General features: G+C 67.4%; 22 protein-coding genes. 15 read left to right on the top strand and 7 right to left on the bottom strand.

The annotated features are described in order from the left end of the window. Nucleotides 1-119: 119 nt before the first annotated feature. The 7 genes from NZ773_05370 (at nucleotide 120) to NZ773_05400 (ending at nucleotide 5,899) form a co-directional block, all read left to right on the top strand. A complete protein-coding gene (locus NZ773_05370; GenBank protein ID MCS6801353.1) occupies nucleotides 120-887 on the top strand; it encodes a hypothetical protein in 768 nt (255 codons plus the stop codon). Between the two features lie 6 nt (nucleotides 888-893). Then, complete coding sequence (locus NZ773_05375) at nucleotides 894-1,256, top strand: hypothetical protein (protein ID MCS6801354.1); 363 nt, start codon at nucleotides 894-896, stop codon at nucleotides 1,254-1,256. Between the two features lie 77 nt (nucleotides 1,257-1,333). Next, the gene (locus NZ773_05380) at nucleotides 1,334-3,526 is read left to right on the top strand and encodes a ComEC family competence protein (protein ID MCS6801355.1); all 2,193 of its coding nucleotides are present in this window, start codon (nucleotides 1,334-1,336) and stop codon (nucleotides 3,524-3,526) included. 51 nt (nucleotides 3,527-3,577) lie between these two features. Next, nucleotides 3,578-3,919, top strand: a complete 342-nt coding sequence (locus tag NZ773_05385) for a hypothetical protein (protein MCS6801356.1) — start codon at nucleotides 3,578-3,580, stop codon at nucleotides 3,917-3,919. Continuing rightward, nucleotides 3,916-4,599 (top strand): glycerophosphodiester phosphodiesterase, encoded by a 684-nt coding sequence (locus tag NZ773_05390; protein ID MCS6801357.1) that lies wholly within the window; start codon nucleotides 3,916-3,918, stop codon nucleotides 4,597-4,599. Before NZ773_05385 ends, NZ773_05390 begins: the two co-directional genes overlap by 4 nt. Next, nucleotides 4,596-5,207, top strand: a complete 612-nt coding sequence (locus NZ773_05395; GenBank protein ID MCS6801358.1) for a hypothetical protein — start codon at nucleotides 4,596-4,598, stop codon at nucleotides 5,205-5,207. The genes NZ773_05390 and NZ773_05395 overlap by 4 nt, the downstream gene beginning before the upstream one ends. Next, entirely contained in the window at nucleotides 5,204-5,899 is a 696-nt protein-coding gene (locus tag NZ773_05400; GenBank protein ID MCS6801359.1) for a Crp/Fnr family transcriptional regulator, read from the top strand. Before NZ773_05395 ends, NZ773_05400 begins: the two co-directional genes overlap by 4 nt. On the opposite strand, the gene NZ773_05405 is transcribed toward NZ773_05400, so the two are convergent. Both NZ773_05405 and NZ773_05410 read right to left on the bottom strand, forming a co-directional pair. After that, nucleotides 5,856-6,308: an ester cyclase gene (locus NZ773_05405; protein MCS6801360.1), complete on the bottom strand. Its 453-nt coding sequence runs from the start codon at nucleotides 6,306-6,308 to the stop codon at nucleotides 5,856-5,858. The genes NZ773_05400 and NZ773_05405 overlap by 44 nt on opposite strands. Nucleotides 6,309-6,351: 43 nt before the next feature. Then, complete coding sequence (locus NZ773_05410; GenBank protein MCS6801361.1) at nucleotides 6,352-9,504, bottom strand: putative glycoside hydrolase; 3,153 nt, start codon at nucleotides 9,502-9,504, stop codon at nucleotides 6,352-6,354. A gap of 120 nt (nucleotides 9,505-9,624) precedes the next feature. Here NZ773_05410 and NZ773_05415 point away from each other — a divergent pair, with 120 nt between their 5' ends. The 6 genes from NZ773_05415 (at nucleotide 9,625) to NZ773_05440 (ending at nucleotide 15,020) form a co-directional block, all read left to right on the top strand. Further along, nucleotides 9,625-10,785 carry an NAD(P)/FAD-dependent oxidoreductase gene (locus NZ773_05415; protein MCS6801362.1) on the top strand — a complete coding sequence of 387 codons (1,161 nt, stop codon included), beginning with the start codon at nucleotides 9,625-9,627 and terminating at the stop codon, nucleotides 10,783-10,785. 183 nt (nucleotides 10,786-10,968) lie between these two features. Next, the gene (dnaX, locus tag NZ773_05420; GenBank protein MCS6801363.1) at nucleotides 10,969-12,573 is read left to right on the top strand and encodes a DNA polymerase III subunit gamma/tau; all 1,605 of its coding nucleotides are present in this window, start codon (nucleotides 10,969-10,971) and stop codon (nucleotides 12,571-12,573) included. A 65-nt stretch (nucleotides 12,574-12,638) separates the two neighbouring features. Continuing rightward, a complete protein-coding gene (locus tag NZ773_05425; protein ID MCS6801364.1) occupies nucleotides 12,639-12,935 on the top strand; it encodes a YbaB/EbfC family nucleoid-associated protein in 297 nt (98 codons plus the stop codon). Nucleotides 12,936-12,965: 30 nt separating this feature from the next. Then, complete coding sequence (recR, locus tag NZ773_05430) at nucleotides 12,966-13,565, top strand: recombination mediator RecR (GenBank protein ID MCS6801365.1); 600 nt, start codon at nucleotides 12,966-12,968, stop codon at nucleotides 13,563-13,565. Between the two features lie 4 nt (nucleotides 13,566-13,569). Next, nucleotides 13,570-14,355, top strand: a complete 786-nt coding sequence (gene recO / locus NZ773_05435) for a DNA repair protein RecO (protein MCS6801366.1) — start codon at nucleotides 13,570-13,572, stop codon at nucleotides 14,353-14,355. A gap of 152 nt (nucleotides 14,356-14,507) precedes the next feature. Continuing rightward, nucleotides 14,508-15,020 (top strand): hypothetical protein, encoded by a 513-nt coding sequence (locus tag NZ773_05440; protein MCS6801367.1) that lies wholly within the window; start codon nucleotides 14,508-14,510, stop codon nucleotides 15,018-15,020. Here the strand turns inward: NZ773_05440 and NZ773_05445 are convergent. Genes NZ773_05445 through uppP form a run of 3 tightly spaced genes read right to left on the bottom strand, consistent with a single transcriptional unit; the run spans nucleotide 15,017 to nucleotide 16,403 of the window. Next, a complete protein-coding gene (locus tag NZ773_05445) occupies nucleotides 15,017-15,301 on the bottom strand; it encodes a hypothetical protein (protein MCS6801368.1) in 285 nt (94 codons plus the stop codon). The genes NZ773_05440 and NZ773_05445 overlap by 4 nt on opposite strands. A gap of 42 nt (nucleotides 15,302-15,343) precedes the next feature. Further along, nucleotides 15,344-15,655, bottom strand: a complete 312-nt coding sequence (locus NZ773_05450) for a hypothetical protein (protein ID MCS6801369.1) — start codon at nucleotides 15,653-15,655, stop codon at nucleotides 15,344-15,346. Next, nucleotides 15,588-16,403: an undecaprenyl-diphosphatase UppP gene (uppP, locus tag NZ773_05455; GenBank protein ID MCS6801370.1), complete on the bottom strand. Its 816-nt coding sequence runs from the start codon at nucleotides 16,401-16,403 to the stop codon at nucleotides 15,588-15,590. The genes NZ773_05450 and uppP overlap by 68 nt, the downstream gene beginning before the upstream one ends. A gap of 144 nt (nucleotides 16,404-16,547) precedes the next feature. Between uppP and NZ773_05460 the strand changes: the two genes are divergently transcribed. After that, nucleotides 16,548-18,230, top strand: a complete 1,683-nt coding sequence (locus NZ773_05460; protein ID MCS6801371.1) for a hypothetical protein — start codon at nucleotides 16,548-16,550, stop codon at nucleotides 18,228-18,230. 42 nt (nucleotides 18,231-18,272) lie between these two features. Here the strand turns inward: NZ773_05460 and NZ773_05465 are convergent, their stop codons facing one another. Further along, nucleotides 18,273-18,533 (bottom strand): hypothetical protein, encoded by a 261-nt coding sequence (locus NZ773_05465; protein MCS6801372.1) that lies wholly within the window; start codon nucleotides 18,531-18,533, stop codon nucleotides 18,273-18,275. A 206-nt stretch (nucleotides 18,534-18,739) separates the two neighbouring features. Here NZ773_05465 and treS point away from each other — a divergent pair, with 206 nt between their 5' ends. Next, nucleotides 18,740-22,084 (top strand): maltose alpha-D-glucosyltransferase, encoded by a 3,345-nt coding sequence (gene treS / locus NZ773_05470; protein MCS6801373.1) that lies wholly within the window; start codon nucleotides 18,740-18,742, stop codon nucleotides 22,082-22,084. A gap of 39 nt (nucleotides 22,085-22,123) precedes the next feature. Here treS and NZ773_05475 read toward each other — a convergent pair whose 3' ends face one another. After that, nucleotides 22,124-23,593 carry an ATP-binding protein gene (locus tag NZ773_05475; GenBank protein MCS6801374.1) on the bottom strand — a complete coding sequence of 490 codons (1,470 nt, stop codon included), beginning with the start codon at nucleotides 23,591-23,593 and terminating at the stop codon, nucleotides 22,124-22,126. Nucleotides 23,594-23,596: the final 3 nt, after the last annotated feature.

Here is a 23,596-nt window from a genome sequence, read left to right on the forward strand (position 1 = left end):
GTTCCTCTGGCAACATGCTGGAACTGCGACTGGCGTGGCTCGCGGAGAAGACGCTACGGTTGACGCGGCAGTTCTCCAGGCGCACAAAATGACAGGCGAAAGCGTAACGGTTGGGCACGATGGCAACAACAGCAGCGGGCACGGCAGCGCGCCTGATCCGGCTAGGGGTCGGTCTTGGGAGCATGCTTCTCTGCGCGGGCTGCATTTGGATGGAAGACGAGGGCCGCGGGGGAGCAGCGGCGGAGTGTCTTCTCGCAAGCCGCTTGGCGGCGGCAGTGGGAACGCAGTGGGTGGAAGCGGTGTACGCCGCGGTTGAGGGCATGGCGCGGCCGGCACCGACGGGGCCGTGGGACCTCCGTTCATTCGGCGTGCCGGCTGCGCGCCAAGTTCGCACTGTCGTCGCGGTTGCGGATACGCCGCACGCGGCCGCCTTTCCGACAGCGTCCTTCGCGGTCCAAACCGAAATCGAGGGAGCGGCAAGCGCACCGATGTTCCGGTTTTACGAGGAACGCGACGACGGGTGGTACTGGCTCGGCGACGGCGACCGAACGCTCCCAGTGCTGATCCTGCCGCCCCAACGGGTCTTGCCGCGAGTTCTCCGCGTAGGGCAGCGATGGGAGCAGCGCTATCGCGACTCGCGCTTTGCCATCGAGATGACGGCAGAGCACGAAGTGGTCGGCTGCGGCGATGTGCGCGTTCCTGCCGGCCAGTTCTCTAACGCCTTGCTCGTGCGCTCAACGTATCGCTCTCCCGATAGTCCGGCCTTCTCCGTCGTCCATGCTTGGCATGCGCCGGCGATCGGCATTGTCGCGACGACGACCGCGTCCAGTTTCGTTGAGTCGACGGCGACCGTGACCGTGCTCGTCGAGTATCGGCCGGTCGGGTGAGCGGCGATGAGCGAGCTGTTGTTCGTTCCGCCGGAATGGGTCCTTCTTGTCGGCGATCCGGCGAGCATTGCTCCCCTTGAGCGCGCGCTCACCGCCGAAAGCGTCACCGTGCGGGTCGCCAGCGAGCGCGCCCGGTTTGACCGGCTGCTTCAGCTCGGCCGGCCCGCTGCCGCTGCGGTCGACCTCGACCATCCCCTCGGCGCTGAGGCGGCGTCCGACCTCGCGGCGCAAGGGGTCCTTCTGGTCGTCCTGAGCAGTGAGTTGAACCACTTGCGGCGCTTCAAGCAGGTCGCGCCGATCGCCATGCACAAGCCGGTCACCCCGCGCGCGTTTCTCCGCGCTGTCGACAGCCTGCTCGGCCGGCGCTGAGGGGTGCTGCCGCCAGCAGCGCGGCACCAATCTGGTACGATGCGCCCATCCTCAGCAGCACGAGGCGGGCGTCCGGAATGGCGGGAGCGGCTGGCTTGCCGATGGGACGGGCGGGTGTCCACGGTCTTGATGGCGGCGCGCTGCCTCCGGCTGCGGCGGTCGGGGCCGTTGCTGCGGTCGTCGGGGCGGCGCTCGCAAGCTGGGCAGCTGTTGCGCTTGTCGCCGGCCTCCTTGCGGCAGTGGGGATAGGCAGCCTCGCCCTCCCGCTGCGCCGCCAGGTGGTCGCGTTGGTAGCGATTGCGCTCCTCTTTCTCGCTGCTGGCCATCTGCGCGCGCAGTCGGCCCGAGCAGTCGGGCACGACGATATCAGTCGGTTCAACGGCCAGCAGACCCTCGTGAAAGGCGTTGTTGCCGAGCTGGGCGACCGGCGGGAGCGGTTTCGGCGGGTGGTTGTCGACGTGTTCGAGGCAGGGTCGCCGCTCGCGCCCGCCTCCGGCCGCATGCAGGTGGACCTCGGCCCGGACGAGCAGGTGCTGCCGGGCGAGGTCGTCCTTCTCCACGGGGTGGTTGCGGCGCCGCCCGCCTTCGCCGGATTTGACTATCGCGCGGTGCTCGAGCGCCAAGGCATCCGCTCGACGATGCGCTTTCCTTCGCTGCACCAGACGGGGGAGCGCGCGGGAGCGCCGATCGTCGGCGTGCTGGCGGCAGTTCGCGAGCATCTGCGTGCCAGTCTGAGCCGTTCGCTTCCTCAGCCCCAAGCGGCGATCGCGGCGGGGCTCGTGATCGGCGGCCGAGAGGAGTTGCCGGCGGCTGTTCGCGATGCCTTCGCGCGCACTGGCACGAGCCATCTGCTCGCTGTCTCCGGCTTCAATATGATGCTGGTTGGCGCCGGCGCGCTCGGCGTGCTTCTCCCGCTTGTCGGGCGGCGGCGTGCCGCACTCGGCGCGCTGGTTGCCATCTGGCTCTTCGCTGGGGTGACGACGGGAACCCCCGCGGTGCTGCGCGCTGCAGTGATGGCGTCGCTGGGGTTGGTCGGGCTGCTGTTCGGTCGGCAGCGAAACGGGCTCCTTCTTCTCGCGCTCGCTTCTGCAGCCCTTGCGCTCGTCGATCCGCGGGTGGTCGACGATGTCGGATTTCAGTTGAGCGTGGCAGCGACCGCGGGGCTGCTTATCGCTGCCGGTCCGATCGAGGCGGTGCTGCGGCGCGCTGCGCTGCTCCGCGCCGAGGTGCTCGCGCCGCTGCGCGAGGCGGCTGCGTCGACCCTCGCGGCGGTGCTGGCGACCCTCCCGATCGTCGCGCTGACGTTTGCGACAGTGTCGCTCGTCGCGGTGCCGGTCAATGTCATTGTTGCGCCGCTCATCGCTCCGGCGATGGCAACGGCCGCGCTCTGCGGGCTGGCGGGGCTTCTCCACCCGCTGCTCGGTCACCTCACCGCGCTGCCGGCATGGCTGTTCACCAGTGCCATTCTGGCGGCTGTCGAAGCGGCTGCCGCTATTCCGGGTGCCGCCGTCGCGGTCGCGCCGCCGCCCGGCTGGGCGACGCTGGCGGTCTATCTAGGGCTTGGCGCGGCGCTGTTCCCGCCGGTCCGACGCGCGGTGGGCAGCGTCGCTGCCGGCGCGCGGGGGAGAGCGCTCCTTGCGCTCGCAGGGCTCGCCGCTGCCGCAAGCTGGACGGCGGTTGTCGCGACGCCCGAAACGCGCCAGGGGACCGTTGTCTTCATCGAAGGAGGCGCAGTAGCGCGGACGCCCGGCGGGCGCATCATCGTCGTGGATGGCGGGTCGCAGGCCGCTCGGCTGCTGGCTGAGCTGGACCGGCTGCTGCCTCTCTGGGATCGGCGAGTTGACCTTTACGTTGCGAGCAGCTGGCGGACGGAGCACGCCGCAGCGCTCAACGACGTTGCGCGCCGCGTGCCCGTCGACCGCGTTCTCGGCCCGCCGCTGCCCGACGATGATCGCCGGTGGTCGGCCGTGCTCGGCGAACGCCGCTTGTCCTTCATCGAAATCGACCGTCCTGTCGATATCGCCCTTGGCGATGGCTCCCGCCTCTGGGTCGAACCAGCGACGCCCCTTGCTGTCCGCCTCGCTCTGCCGGCAGCGACGGTCGCACTGAATGAGGCGGGGCGCCGCCGCGGCGCCGCTCTTGGCGCAGCCTATGACTCTGCCCGCCGGCCAACGGTCGAGGTCGCTGGGGAGCGCTATGGGCTCGCCCGGCATGGCGCAGTTCGGCTGGTAATCGGAACCGAGCTGCGGGTCGATGTCGCGCAGCGCTGAGCAGTCCGCTGCCGATCGTCTGGTATCATTGCGAGGAAGGGAGCGGGACCGATGATGTGCCCATCCTGCGGCGCAGAGCTGCTCGAAGAAGCCGAAGCGTGTCTTTCCTGCAGGGCGTCCTCTTCGCCCACGCTCCCGGCGGTAGTCTCCTCTCCTGCTCTCCCGGCGCGGGTCGAGCGTTCGGCCTGGCCAACGCTGCTGCGGCCTCTTTTGCCGATTGCAGGCGGGGTCGCTGCCGTTGCAGTGACTGCGAGCCTCGCGGTCGCCGGCCTGCGGCGCTGGCCCGGCTTCCTCCTCTCGCGTGGGCGCACGCCGCGCGACGACGTGCCGCTCATTGAGATCGACGAGGCGATCGTGATCCGCGCTCGGTCAACGCGGGTTCGCGCGCGGTGAGCCGCTGGCGGCTGATCGCCCATCGCGGCGCATCTGCCGAGGTTACCGAAAACACCCTTGCCGCCTTCGACCTCGCTGCTCGCCACGGCGCTGACGCCGTCGAATGCGACGTTCGCCTGACGCGAGACGGCGTCCCCGTGGTCTTTCACGATGCTGACCTCGTTCGTCTTGCGGGGAGGCCCGAGCGGGTCGACTCCTTGACCGCCGCGGAGGTTGCGGCAGTGCGCCTAGAAGGCGGCCACCGGATCCCGACGCTTGCGGAAACCCTGGTCTGGTCGCGGACTGGGCTCCCCCTCATCATCGAAGTGAAGTCCGGTGCCGACCCCGTGCTGATGGCGAGGCAGGTCGCAGCGGTCGCCGCGGCGGTGGGGGGCACGGTTGCCGCGCTCTCGTCGTTCTCGCCCCGGCTCTTGGAGGCGCTCGCTGCTTCCTTGCCGGAAGTGCCGCGGGCGCTGGTCGCTGACCTGCCGGCAGAGGACGCGGCCGTGCAAGCGCGAGCAGTGGGCGCTGCGGCCTTGCATCTTGCGGTGAGACGCTGGACAGGCGCGCCGCCATTCGAGCCGACATTCGTTTGGACGGTTGATGACGTGAGCGCGGCGGGCCGGCTTCTTGGCGAGGGGGCGAGGGGGATTTTCACCAATCGGCCGGCGGCGCTGGCGGCACTGCGAGGATCGGCGTGACGTGGCTGGCCGCCCTTCTTGCGAGCATCGCGACGGCGATCGCGATCTTGCGAGGGGTGGTAGGCGCGGTCTGGCTGCACCGCTGGCTTCAGCGCGACCTCGCGCCGGCGTGGGCGCTGCGGCGCGGTCCGACGGTGCCGGAGGCGGTCGTGGAGATCCTCGTGCGCGGGGGAGACCCGCGGGAGGTGTGGAAGGCGAAGGGGGCGCCGCTCGAAGAGCTGCCGGAAGAGACGAGCCGCCATCTGCCCGAAGTCCGGCAGCTTCTGCGCCGGATCTGGCGCGTGGGCTGGCTCGCGGGGCTGGCAAGCATCGTTCTCGGCGGGGCGCGCCCGCGCGCGGCGGTCCGGGGCGCCGGTCGCGTGTCGCTGCTGCTGGGCGGCATCGGGCTGCTCTCCGTCCTCGCGCTCTTCCCGGCGATCTGGGCGCTCTATCACCGGCTTGCCTATGCCAGCGATGACTGGCAGCTCCCTGAGGATGTCTTGCTCGCCGCCCTCTACCCCGAGCGGTTCTACCAGCGCGCGGCGGCGCTCTGGTTCGCCTTGCTTGCGCTGAGCGGTATCGGCTGCCTTGCGCTTGAGGCGTGGTTCCGAAGAGGAGGCAAGCGATGATGAGCTCCTCGCCCGGCCTGCTGCGCTCCCTCGCCCTTTTCGACGGACTGGACCCCTCCTCCCTAGCGCTGCTCGAAGAGCGGGTGCGAGCGCGCGTCTTCCGCGAAGGGGAGATCATCTTCCGGCGCGATGACGTCGGCACCGCGCTCTATGTCATCCGCAGCGGTCGGGTGAAGATCCGGCTGACGGCGGACGATGGGCGCGAAACAGTATTGGCGCTCCTCGGGCCCGGCGCGTGCTTTGGCGAATTGGCGGTTCTCGACGGCGAGCCGCGCTCGGCTGATGCGGTCGCGGTCGACCGGACCGAGACGGTGATGCTGCTGCGCGACGATTTCTTGCGCGCCCTCGACCAAAGCGCGGTGCTGGCGAAGCGGATGATCCTCCTGATCAGTCAAAAGCTCCGCCAGACCAACGAGCAGCTGTACGACCTCGTTTTTTATGATGTGCCCGGCCGGGTCGCGAAGCGGCTGCTCGAGCTTGCCGCAACCCACGGGGTGCGCTCGCCCGTGGGGACCCAGATCGACATCTCCCTAACCCAGCAGGACCTCGCGCAGCTTATCGGCGCGAGCCGCGAGAGCGTCAACCGCGCTTTGCGCTCCTACGTCGCTCGCGGCTTCATCGCCGTTGCTCATCAGCGCATCGTCATTCTCAAGCCTGAGGGGCTTCGGCGCCAGCTGGGCTCGGCGGGCTGAGCCCAAGCCCGAGGTCTTGGCGCATTTTCAAGGCGTCGGCGACCGCCCACCGCTCGGTGATGCGGCCATCGCGCACCGTGTAGATGTGCATCTCCTTCATCTCGAAGCGCCGGCCGCTGGGCGGATAGGGACCGTAAGGGCCGCTGTGCGTTCCGGTCGCCGTTCCCCGGTCGATCACCTTCTCGCCAGACACGAGCAGTTCATCAACTCGGTAATGCAGGTCGGGAAATCCTGTCCGGAGATGGCGGAAGAGCTCCTTAATCCCGGCGCGGCCGGGCGAGAAGGCAGGATTTTGGTCGTGGTTGACGAAGTCGTCCGAAAAGAGCTCGTCAACACGGTCGAAATTCCCACGATTGACGACCTCATCGTAGAAGCGCTGGACCACCGCTTTGCGCTCGTCGTCCGTCATTCCTGCCTCGGCACGATTTTTCCGTGATCCTACGACGTTCTTGTCAGCGCTGTCGTTGAGGCAGCAGCGCGCCCGCGGCATACTCGACGCGCAGCTCGCGCGCGTGCTCGTGCGTGTAGGTCAAGCGCAAGATGCCGACGCGCGCGTCGTACGTGAAGGCGGAAGCGGGCAACGGCTCCCCGGCGAGAAGGACGCGCGTCGGGGGCGGGGCGGCGATCTCGATGCTGCCGGGCACCGACGCCGGCCCCCGGAGCTGATAGCGGAGCACGCCGGGCGCTGCCTCCCCAGTGACCGCGCTTGCTGTCCACAGCCAGCCTGCCTCTTGGCGCACGATAAACAGCTTGAGGCTCGCCGGCGGCAGGTCCGCAGCGATCGCGGTGTCGGCGAGAAACGTTGTCCCCGTGCCGGTGTCGCGCACGACGGCGGGGCGGTGCTGCAGCCCAAAATCGGTCAGCTTCGCGGTGATCGTTCGCCGGCTCGCTGAGCGGTTGATGAAAGCGAGGTACGTCAGCCCCTCGACGCGGGTTGCGACCACTTCGGCGTTCGTGCCGAAGGAGAAGGCGGTTTGTCCGGCGAACGGCCGCAGGTGGACAAGCCACCGCCGCAGCTGCGCCACTGCCGGCTCCTCAAGCCGTGTCAGCGGGAACCCGAGGCCGGTCATCCCGCCGACAGCGAGGGCCGTCTCGATCCAGCGGAAGCGGAGGGAGGCAGCGTCGCCGTCGCCCTCCGCCGCCGCGCCGAGATGGGGGCGCTGGTTGAGGGCGATGCGCTGGAAGAGCGCGTAGTCGAAATGCTGGCGCAGCCCAGCGCGCGGAGCAGCGCGGTCAAAGGCGGGCGCTTGGTCCGCGAACCGAACTGCATGGACATAGGGATTGGCGAACGGAGGGACATACCACCCGGCCTCGATGTACGCATTCGGCTTGGCCGCCCAGGCGTGTTCGGCTGTGAGACGGTACAACTCGGCCGCTTGGAGCGACGGGCGCGGCCGCTCTTTCGCGACGGCGGCGAGCGTCTCGCCGTAGCCGTCGATCCAGATCCCGTCGGCGTCATAGGTGACGACAATGTCGCGCACCAGCTCTGCCCACCAAGCGCGAACGGCGGGATTGCTGAAGTCGAACAGCCGCTTCTCGCTCGCGGTCGCGAGCGGAATGAACCAGGCGGGCTGCTGATCGACCAGCGGACGCAGGGCAGCATGAGCAGCTGCACCGCTGTCGAGAAGCGGACCGGGGACGCCGAGGACAACGCGGATGCCGCGCAGATGGGCATAGTCGACGAGGGCGCGCATCCCGCTTGGAAAGCGCGTTCGGTCGACGGTCCGTCCGCTGTCGTCGACCCGCAGCCAGCCATGTTCGATCACGATCTGCCAGGGGCCGAGGTCGGCGAGGGCGGCGGCGATGAAGTCGATATGCTGGCGGAGAGCCGCTTCGTTCAGGTCGTTGCCGAGCGCGCGGGCAGCCAGCCATTGGTAGCGCACCCAGGAGGGAAGCGGCGGGTTCGGGTAGAGCGCAGCAATGGTGCGCCGATAGCCGCTCAGCATGATGTTCGGGTCGTCGGAGGGAGTGAAGTCAATGAAGAGGCGGGGCGAGAGCGCCTCCGCGGTCGGCCCCTGCGGCGGCAGGGTGATCTCATAGCCTAGCCGGATGCCGGCCGGCTCATTGGTCGGCCGGAGTTGGAAGGTGACAGCATGGTCGACAGCGTCGAGCGTGGCGAGGACCGCTGCCCGCTTTCGCACCGGGTCGTTCAGAAGCAGCGGTTTGCCGGCATGCGCTTCGCCGGTGACGTGACCGTCCGCCACCGCTCCTCGCCGCAGGTTGCCGTCGTCGGTCAAGTAGGTCGTCGCTGGGCCAAGATCGATCCAGCCGAGGTGCTCTCCGTCGAACAGGCGGAACGACGTGACGGCATGGCCTCCCGCCAGTCCGCGGACTGCAAGCTGTACGGTCAGAGCGCTTTTTCCGGCGTACAGTGTCGCGAGCAGCGTGACGCTCCCGCCGCTTTTGAGCGGGAGCTCCGCTTCCAGCTGGTGCCCTTCACCGAGGAAGGGGTCGCTGAAGGGCAAGCTGCGCGAGCGCGCCCCATCGGCGACGGTGTCGTCCTTGAGGCTGAGGCGGGCGCCGTTCTTCAGCCCGAGGGTGGGAACTGTCCACGCGCGGAGGTCGCCGGAGCGCGAACGGATAGTGAGCTGGCCGTGCTCGGGGCCGCCAATGCCGAGCGAGAGGTGAAGCCGCTCATTGGCGATGGAGGAGGTCTCCTGCGGGCGGGGTGCGCCCGCGCGCGGCGTCGCCGTCGCGCTGGCAGCCGGCGACGGAGGCGCCTCGGGTTCAAACGCTCTGGTTAAGTCGGTGCCGGGCAAGGCGTCCGGCCGGCTCATCCAGCGGGGAGCCGTCCTTGCATACTGCTTGTAGAGCGGGCTGGCGCGCGCCTCGCGCTCCAAGTCGGCGGGCAGCCCCTCGCCGGTGAGGATCGCCTTGAGGTAGTCGGCAAGCAGGATGCCTTGGGTCACGCCTGTTGTCGCGTCGTAATGCATGACGCCGCGCTGGAACCGGAGATAGATAAAGGAGGAGTTCGCGGGGTCGACAGTCGGATGACTAGTCGGCAGCCCCCAGATCTCGAGCGCGAGATAGGGGAGGAGGGCGGCGCTGCCCTCCCCATGAGGATACGCCTCGTCGAGCGCGACGGTGGCAAGAAACGTCGCGTAGAAGTTGACGGGATGTCCGAGCCAGCGGTCGGGCGCCCGCTCGCGGATAAAGGGAATGACCGCCTGGTCGTAATCCGGGGAGCCGGGGGTCGGGGCGCCGGCAGTGACGGTGGGGTCGAAGGCGGGCAAGCTCGCGTTGTTGATGCGCGTGTAGGGCATGAGCCCGGGGTCGAGCAGATTGAGCAGGCCGACTGAACCATCGGGCCGGCGCTGCATCACCTGCCGCTGGAAGATCTGCACGGTGGAGCCGAGCAGCGTGAACTCCCGCGACACCGGATAGCCGAAGGTCCGCAAGCCGCCGCGCCGCTGGAAGTAGTTCCAGAACGCGTCCGAGCTGATCCGAAATCCTGTCGCGGGAAAATACCGCGGGTCGGCGGCAGCGGCCGGCGTTCCGGTCGGCAGGGTCAGAGCGGCGAGGAGGATCAGCAGCGCGGCCAGCAGCAGGCCACGGTGAAGCGGCAGCGAAGCGAGCGATCGGCAGCCCGAGCCGAGGGCACGCATAGCGGAAGACCTCCGAACGGGGCCAGTATGATTAGGACGGCTGCTTGCTACAAGCAGCTAGAGCGGTCGCTGCGCTGAAATGCCGGCAGCACCCGCGTCATCCCGGGAAGGAAGGAACGAGTGGACGCCGACGTTGTGGTCGTTGGGGCGGGCGTCATCGGCCTCGCCGTCGCCGGCGCTGTGGCGCGCGCCGACCGAACGGTGGTTGTGATCGAGCGTGCGCCGACCTATGGGACGGGAACGAGCAGCCGCAATAGCGAGGTTGTCCACTCGGGCATTTACTATCTCCCCGGCTCGTGGAAAGCGCGGCTGTGTGTCGAAGGCAATCGCCGCATCCGGGCCCTCGCCGAGGCGGGCTGGTTCGCCTTCCGTCCCACCGGCAAGCTGATCGTGGCGGTCGAGCCGGCGGAGATCCCGCTCCTCGAGCGCCTGATCGCGACCGGGCGCGAGAACGGCGTCGAAGGGCTGAGGCTGATCGCCCCTGCCGAGATCGCGCGTCTTGAGCCGCATGTCCGAGCCGCCGCCGCGATCGTCGTGCCGTCGACGGGGGTCATCGACTCGCACGGGTGGCTGCGCTACCTCGCCCAGCGGGCGATTGCCGGCGGAGCGATGATCGTCTACGGCTGCCGGCTGGAGAGCGCCGAGCCGCTCGCCGGAGGCTATCGGCTGGGCGTCGCGTACGGCGATGGGCGCCATGAAAGCCTCACGACACGGGTCGTGGTTAATGCTGCCGGGCTGGAGGCAGACCGCGTCGCGGCGCTGCCGGGGCTTGACGTCGAAGCGGCTGGCTACCGGCAGGAGTGGGTCAAAGGCAGCTATGCCCAAGTTGGCAACGGCAAGCAGCGCCTGATCAGTCGGCCGATCTATCCCGCGCCGGTGTATCAGGGGGTGGACCCGGCGGCTGGCCAAGCGGCGTTTTCCGGCCTCGGCATCCACGCGACGGTGAGCGTAGATGGCCGGCTCCGGCTCGGTCCGGACGTCGAATACCTCGCTGAGCGCCGCGAAGACTACCGCGTTCGGCCTGAAATTGCTGAGACGTTCTACGAATCAGCCCGCCGCTTCTTGCCGTTTCTCGAGCCGGATGACGTGACGCCGGAAAGCGCGGGGCTGCGGCCAAAACTGCGCGCGGCGCGTCACGGCTTCGCCGATTTCGTGATTGCTGAGGAGAGCGCGCGAGGGTTTCCCGGCTGGGTCAACCTGCTCGGTATTGAGTCGCCGGGGCTGACCTGTGCGCTGCCGATTGCCGATGAAGTGGCGCGGCTGGTCGCTGCCTGGGCGTAGGGTCGCGCGGCGCTGAAGGGTGCCGTTGCGCTCTGCGGCGCGGCGGGGCGTGATCGGGCGTCTCTCCGTGTGGTACATTTGTTCTATACCGCCCGGTGCGGTATCCCCTTCGGACGGGCGAGTCACTCCCGTACAATCCGACGGCAGAGCCTCGGCGCTGCGGTCGTTCTCCGGAGGAGGCAGGTGGCTCAAGCCCTCTATCGCAAGTGGCGCGCGCAATCGTTCAGTGAGCTGGCGGGGCAAGAGGCGATAACGCGCACCCTCAAGAACGCGATTGCCAGCAATCGGACAACGCATGCCTACCTGTTCTGCGGTCCGCGCGGCACGGGCAAGACGAGCACCGGGCGCATCCTCGCAAAGGCGCTCAACTGTCTTGATCCGCGCGAGGGCGAGCCGTGCAATGCGTGCCGAATGTGTCAGGCGGTGAACGAGGGGCGGCTCATCGACCTGATCGAGATTGATGCGGCGAGCAACCGGGGCATCGACGAAATCCGCGACCTGCGCGAGAAAGTGCGCTTCGCGCCAACCGAGGCGCGCCGGAAGGTGTATATCATCGACGAAGTGCACATGCTGACGGAGCAGGCCTTCAACGCCTTGCTGAAGACGCTTGAAGAGCCGCCCGAGCATGTCGTGTTCATCTTGGCGACGACAGAAGTGCACAAGGTGCCGCTCACCATCGTCTCTCGCTGCCAGCGCTTCGATTTTCGCCGGATCCCCGCCGAGGCAGCGCTCGCGAAGCTGCGGACGATTGCGGCAGCGGAAGGCATTGCGATCGATGACGCTGCGCTCGCCCTGATCGTCCGCGCCAGCAGCGGCAGCCTGCGCGACGCGGAGAACTTGCTCGACCAAGCGGTGAGCTACTACGGCAGCCGGGTGACGGTTGAGGACCTTGCCGCCCTGCTTGGAGTAGGAAGCGATGAGCGCGCGCAGGCGGTAGTCCGGGCAGCGCTCGATCGCGACCTTGTCGGCGGCCTGCGCGTTCTCCACGAGGCGGCGACCGAGGGGGTCGACCTGCGCCAATTTGCGCGCCAGGTCATCGAAGTGCTGCGGCGAGTTGTGCTGCTGCAGGTTGGCGCCGGCGACCTGATCGATGCGACGGACCCGGAGCGTGAGGCGCTGCGCGCGCTCGCGGAGCGGGCAGAGCCGGACCGGGTGGTGAGCATCACGAAGCGCTTCAGCGAGCTCGATCTGCGCAGTGAGAGCGTCCCGACCTTGGCGCTCGAGCTCGCCCTGTACGATGCTTGCGTTGGCGCGGTGCAGTTGGTTGCGCCAAGCGAGCGCGTGCAGGGAGGGTGGCCGCCTCAGCCCAGCGCGGCGGCTGCGGCAACGGCAGCGCCTCCCGCTGCCAAGAGCGCGCCGCCGTCAGCCGCTCGCCGGCCGCACGACCTGCCCGCCAACGATCTGCCGTACCACCCTTCGGGCCCGCTGCTCGACCGCTGGCGCGAATTGTACGCTCGATTGAAGGCGCGAGAGCCGATCGCTGCGCCGGTGCTGGTGACGGCGCGCCCGGTCGAGGTGAGCGAGGAGCGCGTGGTCGTGACAGTCCGCGACGGCATGAAGTCGCATGTTGAGCGGCGGCGCAAATCGCTCGAAACGGCGCTCGCGGCGCTCTACGGGCATCCGGTCCAGCTGATTGTTCAGACGAGCCGCGAGAACGCGGCGGCTGCGTCGCCCGAGGGCGAGCCGACCCCCCCCACCGACCTCGAGCAGCTCGTGCGCAGCCCGACGGTTCAGCATGCGATGAAGACCTACGGCGCGACAATCGCCGGCGTCGAGCACGACGCCTAGCGCGGAACTGACGCGCCGCTCAGCGTACACTATGGGAGGGCGCTGGAACGCGCGTCGGAGGGATCGTGAACCGAAACATGTTGAAGCAGATGCAGCAGCTCCAAGCGAAGATCCTGCGCACTCAGGAAGAGCTTGCCAGTGAGACGGTGGAAGGGTCCGCCGGTGGCGGCGCCGTGCGGATTGTGATGACCGGTCATCAGAAGGTCCAAGCGATCACTATCGACCCTGAGGCGGCGGAAGATATCGAACTGCTCCAAGACATGCTGGTGACGGCGTTCAACGATGCGCAGGAGAAAGTGGCCGCGCTCATTCAGAAGCGGATGGGCCCCTTGACGGGCGGACTCGGGATCCCGGGGCTGTGAGGCGAGGGCACGGTGCAGCCTCCAACGTTTGTGGTCACCGCCGAGCCCGTCGCGCGGCTGATCGACGAGTTTCATAAGCTCCCCGGCATCGGCCCAAAAACCGCCCAGCGGCTCGCCTACTACCTTTTGCGCATGCCGGAGGCGCAGGCGCGCGCGCTCGCCAACGCGATCATCGAGGTGAAGGAGAAGATTGGGCTCTGTTCTGTCTGCTTTAACATCACCGACATCGACCCCTGCGGCATTTGCGCGTCCGCTGACCGCAATCCGGGCCAGATCTGCGTTGTCGAAGAGCCGCTCGACGTGCTCGCGATCGAGAAGACGCGCCAGTTTCGCGGCCGCTACCACGTTCTCCACGGCGCGATCTCGCCCCTTGAGGGGGTCGGTCCGGACGACTTGAAGATCGAGGAGCTCGTTGCGCGGGTGCGCGCTGGCGGGATCGAAGAAGTGATCCTGGCGACCAACCCGAACCAGCTCGGGGAGGCGACTGCCTACTACATCCAAGGCAAGCTTAAGCCGCTCGGCGTTCGGCTGACTCGTCTCGCGCACGGGTTGCCGATGGGAGGCAACCTCGAGTACGCAGACGAGGTGACACTTTCGCGCGCCGTGGCGAATCGGCAGGAATTAAGCTGACGCAATGAGGGCGCCGCGCACGTACCGCACCGAAGGGGTGGTGCTCCGCTACTACAACTTTGGCGAAGCAGACCGGATCCTCTCGCTCATCACGCCCGATCACGGCAAACTGCGCGTGCTCGCCAAGGGAGTTCGTCGGCCGGGGTCGAAGCTCTCTGGCCACCTCGACCTGTTCTGTCGCAGCCAGCTGCTGATCGCGAAGGGGCAGACGCTCGACGTCATCGCCGGCGCCTCAACGATCAGCAGCTACCTGCAGGTGCGCCAAGACCTCTGGCGCACGAGCTGCGCCTTCTATCTCCTTGAACTGACCGATCGCTTGAGCGAAGAACGGCTGGAAAACCGTCCCCTCTATGACCTCCTCGTTGAGTGCCTTGCCGCGCTTGAGCGTGCGCGCCGGCCCGAGGTGCTGCTGCGCTATTTCGACCTGCACGCGCTCGACCGGTCAGGCTTTCGGCCGGAACTGCGGCGGTGTCTCGTCTGCCGTCGCGAGATTGAGCCCCAAGTGAACCGCTTCGGTCCCCAAGGCGTGACCTGTCCCGACTGCCCGGCCGACATGACAAGTTGGCCGATCAGCGTTGACGCGCTCAAGGTGCTGCGCTTCCTTCAGGCGAACCCGCTCAATGCCGCGCTCCGGTTTGCGCCCAGTCCGCGGGTTCTCGGGGAAGTCGAGGGGCAGCTGCGCCGCGCGATCACTGCCATCCTCGAGCGGGAGATGAAATCGACAGAATTTTTGAGCCTCGTGCGCAGCCAGACAGCCGAGAGCAAGATAGCCCCTCCCCTCGCTCGCTAGCAGCCGGCCAAGGGCAAGATTTTCCGCAAAATCGCGTTCTTGTCAGCGCGTAGACGCGTTGATTTCTCGCTGGCCGTTCGATATGATGCCCGGCCAGCACGGGATGGCTGTCCTTCACGGACGGAAGGATTGACCTCAGGAGGAGCATTCCGTTGTCTTCTCACCGACGCGGAGTAGCGCTGCTTCGAACCGACGAATGGTTGGCCGATCTCCTCGACACGATCTGGATGAAGCATTTCAGCGACGTTGAACGCGCCAACGAGGTCACGATTGAGTTTTCGCGCCACTGGAAGAGCCGTCTTGGCCTGATCCGCATGTCTGAGAGCGGAGCCCACACCTATATAGGTATTAATGGGCTCTTGCGTCATCCTGAGGTGCCGGAATTCGTGGTCGTGCTGACAACGGCGCACGAACTCTGTCATTACGCCCATGGGTTTGGGTCGCCGTTGCCCCAACGATATCCCCATCCGCATGCAGGCAATGTCGTGGGACGAGAGCTTGCGCGTCGCGGGCTGAGCGCGCTCGCGGAGCAGTACGAAACGTGGGTGGCCGACCATTGGCACGACTTTTACGACCGGCAGGTCGGCCGTGTCGGCGCACCGCTGCGGTCGAACGGGGCGGCGGCCCGCGCTCGCGCTGCGGCGGCCGCTTCTGCTCGGCGCTAGCGCGGCTGCCCTGAAGGGCGCGGGCCGGCGGGGCGCGCCGCGACGTCAAACAATCCGGCGGCTGCAGCAGACGCGCCCGTGCGGATGACGATCGGACGGACGAGCGGGTACCGTCCCGCAACAGCGGGCGAAACATTGTGGATCCGCACCGCCTTCACCGCCGACGTCACTGCGCCAAGCCCGACGGGGTCGCCTGCCGTGGGGGGAGCCGCTATCCGCTCGAGCATCACCGCTTCTCGGGAGCGCAGCGCAGTCGCAGTGACGGAGCGACCGCCGACCACTGCTGCTCCGCTGCCAGCCGCGAGCCGCCCCCTCCTCAGGCATCAGCACCACACTCGCGCCGGGAGGGCCGCCCAGTCAGCCCCATCGCGCCGCCAGCTGCGGGAGAGCTGGCGCAGCGAGCCGCTGCTGACGCTGGTGATCGAGCTTGTGGGGTGGGCGGCGCGGCCGAGCCCCACGGCGCGGAGCGTGGGGGTCGCGGGCGCTGGCCGGGTGATCAGGGCGAGGTCGGCGTCGCCCCGCTGCAGCGCGGCGAGCGTTCTTCGGTAGGGACGGGGCGTCTGGTCGTCACCGCTGCGGAACGGTGAGCGCGAGGACGAGAAGCGCGAGGGCGAGACGGTAGACGATAAAGACATTGAGCGAGAAACGGGCGAGGAAGCGGATCAGAAAGGCGATGCAGAGAAAGCCGACGACCGCCGAAGAGAGGATGCCAGCGGCGAAGGCGAAGGCGAGACCGTCTGGCATGCCCGTTCGGGCAAGCTTGACCGACTCCAAGACGACCGCGCCAAACGTGACAGGCGCGGCAAGCAAGAAACTGAACCGCGCGGCGTCAGCGCGGCGCATGCCGCGGAAGAGACCAGCGGAAATCGTAATCCCGCTGCGGCTGACGCCCGGCACGAGTGCGATCGCCTGCGCTGTGCCGATGATGAGCGCATCCGGCAGGCGCACGCCGAAGAGGTCGCGCTTCTGCAGCGCAACGCGCTCAGCAAGCCACATCACGCCGGAAAAGATCACCAGCATTGCGGCGGTCAGCCGGGGATCACGGAACGCCTCGGCAGCGAGGTCCTGTACCAGCACGCCGATGACGACGGCAGGGATCGTGCCGACGATGATCAGCAGCCCCAGCCGCGCCTGCGGGTCGGCGAACGACCGGCGGCGGAGGGCGGCAAGCACGGCGCCGACGATCCCGAACAGGTCGCGCGCGAAGTAGGAGAGCACAGCGAGAAGCGTTCCGAGATGGAGCGCGACGTCGAAAGCGAGGTCGTTCTCGGTCTGCCAGCCGAACAGCGAGTGGGCGATGACTAAGTGTCCCGAACTGCTGATCGGCAGAAATTCGGTCAGCCCTTGGATGGCGCCGAGGATAACCGCTTGCACGACGTCCACGCTTTGCCCTCCTCGCCGGAGCCGGGGGATTGTACTGGCCCGCTCCCTTGCGGTCGAGCGGCGGCCGGATTGGCGCGAACTGCGCCGCCAACTGCTTCCGCTTGCTCACCTGCTCCGCTAGCATCGTGGCCGAGGAGGGCGCTCATGACAGTCACGACCCCGGCGGCCGCGTCGCTCTTGCGTGACCAGTTTCGGCTTGTAGGCGTTGTCGGAAGCACCGAGAGTGCGGATGCCTACTGGGCGGTCGACCGTCAGACCGGAGAGGACGCACTCATTCAGGTGATCCGGCCCGGCGCGACGGCGAACGCCGCGGTGCGCGCCGATCTCCTCGCGCGGCTGGCAGCCGCGGTCGGCGTTCGGCGGCCGGACATTGTGCCGATCCGGGAGGTTGGCTGCGATGACGACCGCATTGTCATCGTCTGCGAGCGGCCGCTTGGCCTCCCGCTTACGGCAGTGCTCGCCCGCGGGCCGTCACCGCTCGCGTGGTCGGCTGGAGTGGTGCGAGATGCGCTGCGCGCGGTCGAAGCGGCGCGCAGCGCGGCTGTCGCTCACCCCGGCCTCTCCCCCGCGAACATCTTTGTCGCGCCTGACGGGCAGGTGCAGGTGGCGGAGCGCGGGCTGCCGCTGCTTCCGCCGGCAGCGGTTCTGCCCGGGATTGGCGGGAGGGCGTGCGCGGTCGCGGCCGCAGTCCGCGCTCCGGAACTGGTTGCCGGGCAGAGCGCCGACCGCGCGGCGCAGCAATACGCGGCGGCGGCGCTCTTCGTCTGGCTCGTTTCCGGCGCGCCGCCCGTCACGAACCCCAACGACTCCCTCGCCGAGCGTCAGGCGCGGCTCTCTGGCGCGCTCGCGGCGGCCAGGGTTCCAGAAGCGTTCATCGCCACTCTCGCGCGCAGCCTCGCCCTCTCCCCTGCCGAGCGCCGCCGAGCGTTTGGAGCGTTGATCAAGGGGCTCGATGCGCTGCGGGGGGCTCCGTCGTCAGCCGTCCGGCGGGGATGGGCGCGCCGCTGGCTCTGGTTCGGCGGCGCGGTGGCAGCCGTGGCCGGTGCGGCGGCGTTCCTGCTCGCGGGGAGCTTGCCGGCAGCGCGCGCGCTCGACGACCCGGCAGGGCAGCCGGGGTCGAGGAGCGCGATTGCCGCCTCCTCCCAGCACGGAACAGGAACGTTCGCGCACGCTCCGCTGGCTGCCGCCGCACCCGCTGAGACCGCGCTCGGCCGCGCGCACACCTGCTGGGGCCGGGATTGGCCGTGCGCTATCGACGCGCTGCAGGAACTGGCTGCGCTGCAGCCGGACGACCGCGCGATCGCGGCGCAGCTCGCGAGCGCGTATGTCAGCTATGGGCAGGCGCTGGCAGAAGTCGGCGAGATCAGCGCCGCGGCAGATGCCTTTCGCGCGGCGCTCGCGCTCCGTCCGGATGACCCTGCGGCGCTGCGGGGGAGCGAGCTTGCTGCGCACGTCCTTGCCGGCCAAGCAGCGTACGACGCGGCGGACTGGCCGACGGCGGTCCGCGCCTTCGGCCACGCGACCGCCATCGACCCGACGTTCGGCGAGGCGCGCCGGCTGCTGACGGCGAGCCTGATCAACTGGGGCTGGAGCGCGCTGCGGCGCGGCGAGCGTCAGCAGGCGGCTCTTCTCTGCGGGGAGGCGCAGCGTCTCGGGGGCGCGGCCGACGCCTGCCTTGCGAGTCTCCAGACCTCGGCTGCGCCGCGCCCCCGGCCGACCGTTGTCAGTGCGCAACCGCCGGCAGGAAGCGCGCCGCCTTCTCCGTCGACGGCGGTCGTCGTTCGAACGCAGAACACTCCCCGTCACCGCACGACGTGGCTGCCGTAGCGCGGCGAGCGCGGGCATTGCTCGCCGCGGCGCCGGAGTGCCCTAGTCGATCTCGATGCGCGGAGCACGGGCGCCGGTGGAGGTCGGCTGCGTTTCGAGGCGGTCGATCATCGCGTCGAGAACGCTCCGGATAGCGAGCAGCCCCTCCCGCTGCATCTGATTTAGGTGACGGCGCGTCTCCTCGGGCAGCCAGAAAAGCGGGTCAACCGTTTCAACCCGAATGCGCGGCAGCTGCGGCGCGCGAGGAACCCGAATGCGCACAACGTATTCGCGCTCGTCGGCGTTGCTGCGGATTTCGTCCATTGGTCGCTCCTTTCCCGGCAGCATACTGCCGGGCTCGTGTTCCAAGTTATACCTTATGCGCTTTCCCGCGATCGCGTCACCACACGGCCGGCGATTCGCTACTCTATTAATGGAGCGCCGCTGCCGTTGCGCGGCGGCTGCATCTCGAACTGCCGTCAGTGGGTCACCGTCCGCTGAACATCCGCGCCCTGAAGGAACTCGGGTCGATGCCAAAACGCGTCTTTGCTCAGAACATTGCCGAAGATCCTCTTTGGTACAAAGATGCTGTCATTTACGAGGTGTATGTCCGGTCGTTCCGCGATTCGAACGGCGATGGGACCGGAGATTTCCGTGGGCTGATCGAAAAGCTCGATTACATCCAAGATCTCGGCGTGACCGCACTCTGGGTGCTGCCGTTCTACCCCTCGCCGCTTCGTGATGGCGGCTATGATATTGCCGATTACCGCGGGGTCAAGCCGGAATACGGCACGCTGCGCGATGTGAAGCAGTTCATCGACGAGGCGCACCGCCGCGGCATCCGCGTGATCTTTGAACTGGTTGCAAATCACACCTCAGACCAGCATCCGTGGTTTCAGCGTGCGCGCCGCGCCAAGCCGGGTTCAGTCTGGCGAGACTTCTATGTTTGGAGCGATACCCCTGACAAGTATCGCGAGGCGCGCATCATCTTCAAAGATTTCGAAACCTCCAACTGGGCGTGGGACCCTGTTGCGCGCGCCTACTACTGGCATCGCTTCTATTCCCATCAGCCTGACCTGAATTATGACAATCCCCGTGTCCAGCAGGAGATGATCAAGGTGGTTGACTATTGGCTGGACATGGGTGTCGATGGCTTGCGGCTTGACGCTGTTCCCTACCTCTATGAGCGTGAAGGGACAAATTGCGAAAACGTCCCCGAGACCCACGAATTTCTCAAGAAGCTGCGCCGTCATATCGATGAGAAATACGGCAACCGGATGCTGCTCGCCGAGGCAAATCAATGGCCAGAGGATGCAGTCGCCTACTTTGGAGAGGGCGATGAATGTCATATGGCCTTTCACTTTCCATTGATGCCGCGGCTCTTTATGGCGATTCATCAGGAAGATCGATTTCCGATCACAGATATTCTCGAACGCACGCCGTCCATCCCGGACAATGCCCAATGGTGCGTCTTCCTTCGCAATCATGACGAATTGACCCTCGAGATGCTGACGGACGAAGAACGCGACTATATGTATCGCGTATATGCGGAAGATCCGCAGATGCGGATCAATCTTGGAATTCGCCGTCGCCTTGCTCCGCTGATGCGCAATAACCGGCGAAGGATCGAACTGATGAACGCGCTGCTCTTCTCGATCATCGGCGCTCCGGTGATCTACTACGGTGATGAGATTGGCATGGGCGACAACATCTATCTCGGCGACCGAGATGGTGTTCGAACGCCGATGCAGTGGAGCAGCGATCGTAACGCAGGATTTTCCGAGGGGAATGAGCAGCGGCTGTTTCTGCCCGTGATCGTCGACCCAGAATATCATTACCAGGCCGTGAATGTAGCGGTTCAGCAGAAGAACCCGCAGTCGCTGCTCAACTGGATGAAGCAGCTGATTGCGTTGCGGAAGCAGTCAAAGGCGTTCAGCCGAGGCTCCCTGGAGGTCCTGCAGCCGAACAATCACCGGGTGCTCGCCTTTCTCCGCCGCTGGCAGGACGAGACCATCCTCGTCGTCGCGAACCTCTCACGGTTTGTGCAGTCGGTGAAACTAGACCTCGCCTCGTTCCGCGGCTGCGAGCTGGTCGAGATGTTTGGCGGAAGCACGCTTCCGCCCATTGGGGAAGAGCCGTATTTTATTACGCTCGGTCCTCACGGCTTCTACTGGTTTCAAGTAGCGGCTCCTCGGCCGGTTACGCTGGTCGAGCGCAGCCGCCGCGACCGCATCCCGACCCTGCAGGTCCGGAGCCGGATGGCAGAGCTCCTCGAACGGTCGAGCCCCCAAGTCGGCGCCGCCGACGCGATCATGCCCTACCTCTTGACCCACCATTGGTTTGGGCGGCGTCCCCTTGCCCTGCAGTCGGTCCAGTTTCAGGATGCGGTTCGTCTGCCCAAGGAGCAAGGGAATGACGCCTATCTCGCCATTGCGCGCCTCAACCCGCGCGAGGGGGATGCCGAGACGTGCGCCGTCCCGCTCGGCATTGCGCAGGGAGAGGCCGCTGCCGACTGGCAAGAGCGGCAGCCGGCAGCCGAGATCGCGCGCGTCGTTGCGAATGAGACGGGCGACCGCGGCCTGATCTATGACGGGCTCGCCGACCCGGCGATCCGCAAGGCGCTGCTCGAAACGGTGCTGCGCGAGCGTCGGCTGCGCGGGATGCATGGGGAGCTCGACGGAACGCTGACACGGCTTGGTCGACGGCGGGTCAGCCGAACCGCAGTCGAGGAGTCGCGCCTGGTCTTCGTCGATGCGCGCCACCGCGAAGTGATTTATGACGACCGGCTGGCGCTCAAACTGATTGGACGGCCTGATGTCGGCCTCCATCCCGAGGTGGAGATTGCCCCGCGCCTGCAGGAGAGCGGCTTTCGCGGCTTGGTGCCCGTCCTCGGCTGGATCGACTACTGCCAGTCCGACAGCGAGCCGATGACGATCGCAGTGCTCCGCGACTATCTCCCGGGGGCGTCCGACCTTTGGGAGATCCTCCGTCGTCAGGTCGCGGCGCTCTACCGCAGCCCCGATGCCGCGGCGATCGAAACGCTCGGGCGCACCACCCCGGCGCGGCTGCGCCTTGACGACCTTGGCAGGTCGCTCCCCCCGAGTGTCCCGACCGCCTTCGCGCCGATTGTCGAACTCGTTCGCCTTGCCGGCCGGCGGACGGTCGAGCTACACGTGGCCCTGGCCCGTCTTGGCGACGACCCGGCGGTTGCGCCGGAGCCGTTCACGGAGCATTATCAGGAGGCGCTGTTCTACGGGATGCTGAGCGCTGCCGAGCGCACTTTCTGGCGGATTCGCCAGCTTGTCGCCGAGGCGGGCTCTGCCACCTCGGCGGCCCTTCTCGACCTCCTTGCCCATCATCGCGAGCTTCATCGCTTCTTCCGCCCTATCAAGGATCACCGGATCGACGCGCTCCGCATCCGCTGTCATGGCGACCTCCGCTTGGGCTCTTTCCTCAAGGTTGGAGACGACCTAGTGCTGGGCGACTTCGAGGGCGAGTTCCAACGGCCGTTGTCAGAGCGGCGCATCAAGCGCAGCCCAATCCGGGATGTTGCGAGTATGCTCGCTTCGCTTCACAACCTTTCCTATGCCGCCCTCGCCGACCCGGAGGCGGACGAGCCGTTTGGCGAAGCCGCCGCCCTCCGCGAGCCGCTCGCGCGCTTCACGCATCATTGGCTGCAACTCGCATTTCTGCAGGAATATGTGCCGACGGCGACCCGTCACGGGCTCGTGCCGAGTGACCCGACGCGCCTCCAGATCTTGATCGACACGTTCCTCCTCGAACGGTCGATGACCGACCTGCGGAACACCTTGCGCAACCATCCTGACCGGGTCAGCGTGCCGGCGCGATCGATCTTGGATGTCCTGACCGGCTGAGTAGCGCTCGCCGCGCGGCGGCGGCCGACGGAAGAGGGGCTAGCCGCGGGCGCTCTGGAGGACGGCGGGCGTCTCCGCCATGGCCGGGAGGAGGAGCGGCGGCTTGGCGGGGGCGCCGTCGATGGGCAAGAGGATGGAAAACGTCGTGCCGCGGCCGAGTTCGCTTTGACAGCTGACCTCGCCGCCATGCGCCTCGACGAGATATTTCACGATCGACAGCCCGAGCCCGGCCCCGGCGGTGGCGCGCGGCCCGGCCTTGTGGACACGGTAGAACCGTTTCCAGATGTTCGGCAAATGCTCCGCGGGAATGCCTTCCCCCGTGTCAGCGACGGTAATCCGAGCGCGGTCGCCGAGGCGGTCGAGCCGAACGTCGATCCGTCCCCCTGCCGGCGTGAACTTGATCGCGTTGTCGAGCAGGTTAGCGACGACTTGCGCGAGCCGGCCTTCATCGCCGAGCACCTCGATCGGCTCGCTCACCTCGAGGGAGAGCAGTTGGCCTTGCGCATGCCGCTCCGCCTCGCGCACGACACGCGTCAGCAGCTCATCCAGCTTGACGCGGTTGCGCTCGACGACCAGCCCCGCTTCGACGCGCGCGAGGACCAGCAAGTCTGTTACGAGGCGGCTCAACCGCTCGACTTGGTGGCGCGCTTCCCGGATGCACTCGGCGCGGTCTGCCGGGTCGGAGACGCGGTCAAGGAGCTCAAGGTTCGTCCGCAAGGCGAGCAGCGGATTGCGCAATTCGTGCGAGGTATCGGCGACGAACTCGCGGTGCATCCGCAGCGTGTCCTCGACAGTGAGCAGCAGATGATTGATCGTGCGCGCCAGTTCGCCGACTTCATCGGATTGGGTGGACGGCTTCAGCCGCTGACTGAAATCGCGCCCGGCCGCGATCATCGCCGCTTGGTGGGCGAACGCCTTCAGCGGCGACAGCCCTTGCAGAGCGACAAACCAGCCGACCGCACCCGAGACCAGAACGGCGCCGGCGCCGAGGGTGATCAGCAGCGTCCGCAGGTTCTCGATCAGCTCGAAAAGCGGCTCGCGCGATTGGCCGACAACCATCACCCCGATGACCGGGCCGGTCGCGCCGCTGGAGCGGATCGGCGCGGTCAGGATCCGGATCGGCCGTCCGCCGACGTAGTTCTCGGCGAGCGCTGTGCGGCCCATCAAGGCGGCTTGGAAAGCGGCGTTGTCGACCGAAAGATGCTTCTCGTTCAGCGTCTCTGAGGCGGCTACGACAGCTCCGGTCGGGTCCATCACTTGGACGAAGATCCCCGGCGCGTCGATGGAGGAGAGCGGACGGAGGTCAAGGTAGGCGAGGTCAGAGGAGGTGAGGACAATCCCCCGCGGGAGGATCGTCAGCCGCACCTGCTCGGCGCGCACTTCGAGACGGCGGTCCATCTCGGCGCCGAGGCTCTGGGCTGCCGTCGCGAGGATCGTCACTCCCAGCACGGCGATGGTGATCACCATCAGAATGCTGTAGGTGAGCGCGAGGCGCAGGCGCAGGGACACGGG

This window comes from Dehalococcoidia bacterium, from assembly GCA_025054935.1.
Lineage (GTDB): Bacteria > Chloroflexota > Dehalococcoidia > SpSt-223 > SpSt-223 > JANWZD01.

Excerpts from the sequence above, each read along its gene's own strand:
- recO (MCS6801366.1), top strand. The coding sequence starts at position 13,570 with ATGAGGGCGCCGCGCACGTACCGCACCGAAGGGGTGGTGCTCCGCTAC.
- NZ773_05385 (MCS6801356.1), top strand. The coding sequence starts at position 3,578 with ATGATGTGCCCATCCTGCGGCGCAGAGCTGCTCGAAGAAGCCGAAGCG.
- NZ773_05375 (MCS6801354.1), top strand. The coding sequence starts at position 894 with ATGAGCGAGCTGTTGTTCGTTCCGCCGGAATGGGTCCTTCTTGTCGGC.
- NZ773_05400 (MCS6801359.1), top strand. The coding sequence starts at position 5,204 with ATGATGAGCTCCTCGCCCGGCCTGCTGCGCTCCCTCGCCCTTTTCGAC.
- NZ773_05380 (MCS6801355.1), top strand. The coding sequence starts at position 1,334 with ATGGCGGGAGCGGCTGGCTTGCCGATGGGACGGGCGGGTGTCCACGGT.
- NZ773_05405 (MCS6801360.1), bottom strand. The coding sequence starts at position 6,308 with ATGACGGACGACGAGCGCAAAGCGGTGGTCCAGCGCTTCTACGATGAG.
- NZ773_05410 (MCS6801361.1), bottom strand. The coding sequence starts at position 9,504 with ATGCGTGCCCTCGGCTCGGGCTGCCGATCGCTCGCTTCGCTGCCGCTT.
- NZ773_05370 (MCS6801353.1), top strand. The coding sequence starts at position 120 with ATGGCAACAACAGCAGCGGGCACGGCAGCGCGCCTGATCCGGCTAGGG.
- NZ773_05450 (MCS6801369.1), bottom strand. The coding sequence starts at position 15,655 with ATGTCTTTATCGTCTACCGTCTCGCCCTCGCGCTTCTCGTCCTCGCGC.
- treS (MCS6801373.1), top strand. The coding sequence starts at position 18,740 with ATGCCAAAACGCGTCTTTGCTCAGAACATTGCCGAAGATCCTCTTTGG.
- NZ773_05465 (MCS6801372.1), bottom strand. The coding sequence starts at position 18,533 with ATGGACGAAATCCGCAGCAACGCCGACGAGCGCGAATACGTTGTGCGC.
- NZ773_05460 (MCS6801371.1), top strand. The coding sequence starts at position 16,548 with ATGACAGTCACGACCCCGGCGGCCGCGTCGCTCTTGCGTGACCAGTTT.